Annotated in this window: 4 protein-coding genes; 2 read left to right on the top strand and 2 right to left on the bottom strand. The window is 67.3% G+C overall.

Annotated elements, in window-relative coordinates; all coding sequences use genetic code 11:
• The coding region (locus ACXJJV_RS06395; protein ID WP_456467352.1) for a hypothetical protein at positions 1-2,112 on the bottom strand (2,112 nt) is incomplete at its 3' end.
• Positions 2,113-2,217: 105 nt separating this feature from the next.
• Here ACXJJV_RS06395 and ACXJJV_RS06390 point away from each other — a divergent pair.
• Positions 2,218-3,411: a hypothetical protein gene (locus tag ACXJJV_RS06390; RefSeq protein WP_456467351.1), complete on the top strand. Its 1,194-nt coding sequence runs from the start codon at positions 2,218-2,220 to the stop codon at positions 3,409-3,411.
• Here the strand turns inward: ACXJJV_RS06390 and ACXJJV_RS06385 are convergent.
• Positions 3,408-3,728, bottom strand: coding sequence for an MJ1244 family protein (locus tag ACXJJV_RS06385; protein ID WP_456467353.1), 321 nt, complete (start codon positions 3,726-3,728; stop codon positions 3,408-3,410). The two genes, ACXJJV_RS06390 and ACXJJV_RS06385, sit on opposite strands and share 4 nt — an antisense overlap.
• 79 nt (positions 3,729-3,807) lie before the next feature.
• Here ACXJJV_RS06385 and larC point away from each other — a divergent pair.
• The coding region (gene larC, locus ACXJJV_RS06380) for a nickel pincer cofactor biosynthesis protein LarC (RefSeq protein WP_456467350.1) at positions 3,808-4,614 on the top strand (807 nt) is incomplete at its 3' end.

Genomic DNA, 4,614 nt, shown 5'->3' with positions numbered 1-4,614 from the left:
GTCCTTGACGTCGGCGACGGGCACGTAGTCGACGACGACCAGCGGCATGCCGAAGTCGCCCGAGTCCGGATCCACGTAATCGTTCGCCTCCACCACAAACCCCTGACACGACTTCTCACCCGAGATCACCGGGATCGAGGCCACGTACGTCGACGTGACCGTGGCCTCCGGGAACTCGTAGCTCGGTCCGGAGGTGGACTCAAGCGTCACCTGGGCGCCGGAGATGGTGTACGCGTCCCCTGACTGGAAGTCGACGTTCACCGGCACCACGACCTCGACGTACTTGACCGACTGGTCCAGGTCCTGGAGCGTGACCTTCAGCGTGTTGTTGTTCGAGCTTGAGGGTTCCTGGATGTCGGCCTGATCGGTGACGTCCCGCTTCACCAGGCCCCGGTCCTGACCCTGCGACTCGTACACGTACACCCGCACGTCTCCGGCGTATCCGGCCTGACCGCCCTCCTTGGTCTGACTCGGGATGGGGATGGTGAACGTGATGCTGGACAGCTGGGAACTCAGGTCGAGCCCCACCTTGAAGTGGAACGTCACCTTTCGCTGCCCGGGCTCCACCCGGTTCGGCTCGGCGTAGGCGGCCAGCCCGTAGATGGTCGGCACGTTCTGCGGCACGACCGGGATCACCACGCCCCGCACCCGCACCGTGCCCTTGGCGCTCATGCTGCGGCTCAGCTCCACCTCCTCGCCCTTCGTCGGGTCGCCCAGCTGCACCGAGATCTTCCAGTACACCCGGCTGCCGTAGACCTTGTCGGACGCCGGCTCGATGTCCACCGGGGTTCCGAGCCACTCGCTGCCCGGCTCGATCCATCCGGTGGACCGGTCGAACTGGAACGACTTCGCCAGGCTCCACCCGTTGACCAGGTCGGTGCTCGACAGCCCGTACACGTCCACCTCCCGCAGGTGCACCCGGAACTCGGCCAGGTTTCGTACCTTGGGCACGACGGTCCACGTGACGCTGCTCCAGTCCTCCGGCGGCGTCGTCTGCAGCTTCGGCTCACCGACCCAGGCGACGGCGATCAGCTCGTCGGGTCGCACCATCACGTGCCACGGGTTGGTCAGCACGAGGCTCGTCTCGTACCCGTTCCCGCTGTCGTACGCGTAGTCGTAGACCATGTACACGTCCGGCACGTGCGCGGAGCCCGCCTGCGAGGGCTGCTGACCCTTGAGCTCGTACGTGATGGTGACCTTCAGGCTCTCGTTCGGGTCGACCGTGAACGTCTTTGGCTCGTCGGCCTTGTTGTCGTTGTTCGTGTCGACGCCGACCGTCAGGAACTGCTGGGTCTGGCCGTTCACGGTCTCGGTCACGATCAGGGCCGTCGACCCGGTGTTGACGACGACGTTGCCGTTGGAGTCCGTGGTGACGTCAGCGCTGGCGCTCGCGGAGTCCACCGTGTTTCCGGACGAGTCCACCACCGAGACCGAGATCGTGACCGTGTAGTCCCCGTCCAGCTCGTTGCGCAGCCGCTTCAGCTGCTCGACCGGGATCAGGACCTTCAGGTTGTGCAGGGAGCCGGACCGTCGCTGAACGGTGCCCTGGCTCTCGTCGTAAACCGCGACCTCGATCCCCTTGTTGCTCACGGTGATGTACTGGTGAATCTGCTCCTTACCGGTGGAAATCGTGGCCCGGTACCACTCCTGGCCGGAGGTGCTGCTGGTGTCGACGGTGACGTTGTACCACACCTCGGGGGCGATCTTCTTCCACGTGCCCTGGTCGGGCTCCCGGCAGATCAGCTTGTACCCGACCTGAGCCTGGTTACCCGGGGACAGGGCGATGTACTGCTCGCTCATGATCAGTCCGTTCACCTCGGTCAGCCGCACGGAGCCCGACTCGATCGGCTGGGAGAAGTCGTACGGGGGCTTCTCCGTCACCGGGACGACGTGGTACGTCTTGCTGTTCGCGCTGGGGTTGGTCACGGTCGCGCTCGACGTGAGGTTCAGCTCCTGGTACGCGGGGGCGGGGGCGCCGTGGTCGTACGTCCAGCCCACCACGCACGTGACCTCGTCCAGCTGCTGGATCGACAGCGGGTCCGCCGCGCCTACTTTCAGTAGCGATAACAGGGCCACCGAGAGCGCCGCTGCGAGGGCGCGTGGGTTCCTCACCGTTTTTCACCCCCTATATACACCGGTCCTCAACCATTCCCAACTCTTCCATGGAGTGATGAACTTATATAATTTTCATCCCCCGGCGAGTGTGGGGTGGTGAGGGTGCCGGGACGAGGGGTGGCGCTGCCGGCGGTGCTGGCCCTGTCGGTCTTGGCGCTCTTGGCACCTTCGCCCGGTCTCGCGGACGTGTACGCGATCGCGCTGAAATGTTACCCAATCCTGCGCGTTGAACCGGGCCTGGGATGGGCCGCGGAGCTGTCGTTGAACGGGAAATCGTACCGCGTGACCCTGGTGGAGGACGGTCGGGTGAGGTGGAAGGTCAGGGAGAGGCTGGGTGGGGAGGTTCGAGGGTGGGTGGACGTGAACGTTCAGGCGCCGAAGGACGCGCCGCCGGTTCAGGCCCGGGCGTACGCGGGGTTCGACGGTCGTTACCTCCGCCTCTACGGGCTGGTGCTCTCGGGGGTGAGCGAGCTCAAGGACTTCGAGCTGTCGCTGCTGGAGGTCCGCGGTGGGAGGGAGAGGAGGGTGGTTCGGATCCGGGATTGCATCGTGCACCGGTTGACACGGGACGTGACCCGGCTGCCGGTCGGCCTCTCGGTCTCGGTGCTGCCGCGGGAAGGGGTGGTGGGGGAGCGCGTGATCGTCTGCGGTGAGCTTCGGGACGTGGTGTTCGGCGTTCCCATCACGGACGGGCTCACGATCTCGTTCAAGGGGTGCGGCCTGGACCGGTCGGTCAGCGTGCATCCGGACGCGTCCGGGTGGTTCCGGGCGTCGGTGAAGGTGAATGAACCGGGGCTGCTCACGATCGAGGTCAAGTTCAACGGCGGTAACCTGTATCAGTCGGCGTCCAGGCGGATAACGTGCACGTTCCTGGAGCGCGCCCGGCTGAGGTTGATCGCCATGCCCGACGGGGATCGGGCGTTCAAGCTGCGGGCCGTGCTGACCAATCACCGCGGTGCTCCCATCCCCAACGCCCGGATCCTCCTCCTAGAGAACTACTCGATCCTAAGCAACCGCGCGGTGAGCGAGTGGGTCACGGGGCCGGACGGTAAGACGCCGCCGCTGCTGGTGATACCGAAGCGTCCGGGTCGGTTCGTGTACGTGGCCATGTTCCCGGGCGGATCGCTCGTGGCCCCCTCCTTCAGCAATCCGGTCACGGTCGTGGTGGAGACCGTGCAGGTCCCGGCCCGCGTCAACGCCAAGGGGGCGCGTAGGGGCGGGAAGAAGCCGCGTAACCTACCCTGCGTGCCGGTCGTGCCGCTCCGGCCGCGGTCCCGCCGGTCTTGGGCCGCCTAGCCCTCCACCTTGATCTCCCGGACGTCGCTCACGATGATCGTGTACCGCTCGCTCGACAGCCGGCGCTTCACGGCCTCCTTGAGCCCGTCCAGGTGTTCTTCCCGGATGATCGTCACCACCATGACCGCGCGCTCGGATAGGTCGTTCAGGGCCTTAATGGCGTGCTCCGGGTCCTCCTGAATTTCGAACCCCTCCCAGCGATCCGGGGCCACCCCGCGGTACTCCACCACGTAGAATCCCGTGACCTCCGCGTCCGCCATCGCGTTCATCACCTTGCCCACGTTCTCCGGATCCACGAAGATCCTCACCTCGACCATGCTCACGGCGGCTCACCCCGGCGCGCGTGGCGCGCTCACCGGTTAATAGCTCCCCGAAACTCCTCGGGGGACGCCTCGGGTGGGGACGCTGCTCATCGTCGACCCCCAGGTGGCAGGAGCCTCCGGAGACATGCTCCTCGGCGGGCTGCTGGACGCGGGCGCGGACGAGGGGTCGCTGCGTCGGGTGGTTCGCACCCTTCGGGACCGCGGGTTCCGAGTCGGCGTGAACGTGAGCCGGGTCTCGGCCCGCGGGTTTCGGGCGGTTCGGGTCCGGGTCGACGCGGGGGATCGGGTCGGCGACCCGGACCGGCTGGAGGGGCTCGTTTTGGAGGTCGCCGACGAGGTGGTGACCAGCGAGCCCTGGTCGGAGCTGCCGGAGCGGGCGCTGAGGTTGCTCCTACGGGCGGAGGAGCGGGTGCACGGGCGAGTCGACCACCTGCACGAGCTGGGATCCGTGGATACCGTGGTGGATCTGGTGGGTACCGCCGCGCTCCTGGAGGATCTGGATCCGGGGCGGGCGCTCGTGCTCCCGCCGAACGTGGGGTCGGGCACCGTGAGCACTGAGCACGGCGAGCTGCCCGTACCCGCCCCGGCCGTCGCGGAGATCCTGTCGGGGTGGGAGCGCGGGTTCCGGGCGGACGGGGAGGGGGAGCTGCTCACGCCTACCGGGGCGGCGCTGCTGCGGGCGATCGACGAGCTCACGGAGGACGCGGAGCCGCCATGGAGGCTGGTCCGGCAGGGGTTCGGGGCCGGGTCCCAGGAGCTGAAGGATCGGCCGAACGTGCTCCGGATTCTGCTGTGCGAGCCCGGGGGTGAGGGAGGGTTCGTTCGGGTGGTGGAGACCTCGATCGACGACGCGGACGGGGAGGCGGTGGGCGAGGCGATC

Source organism: Methanopyrus sp. (assembly GCF_053997775.1).
This window is presented reverse-complemented; position numbering and strand designations above follow the sequence as displayed.

Bases quoted from the DNA above. Each gene is read 5' to 3' on its own strand.
- ACXJJV_RS06385 (WP_456467353.1), bottom strand. From the start codon at position 3,728: ATGGTCGAGGTGAGGATCTTCGTGGATCCGGAGAACGTGGGCAAGGTG.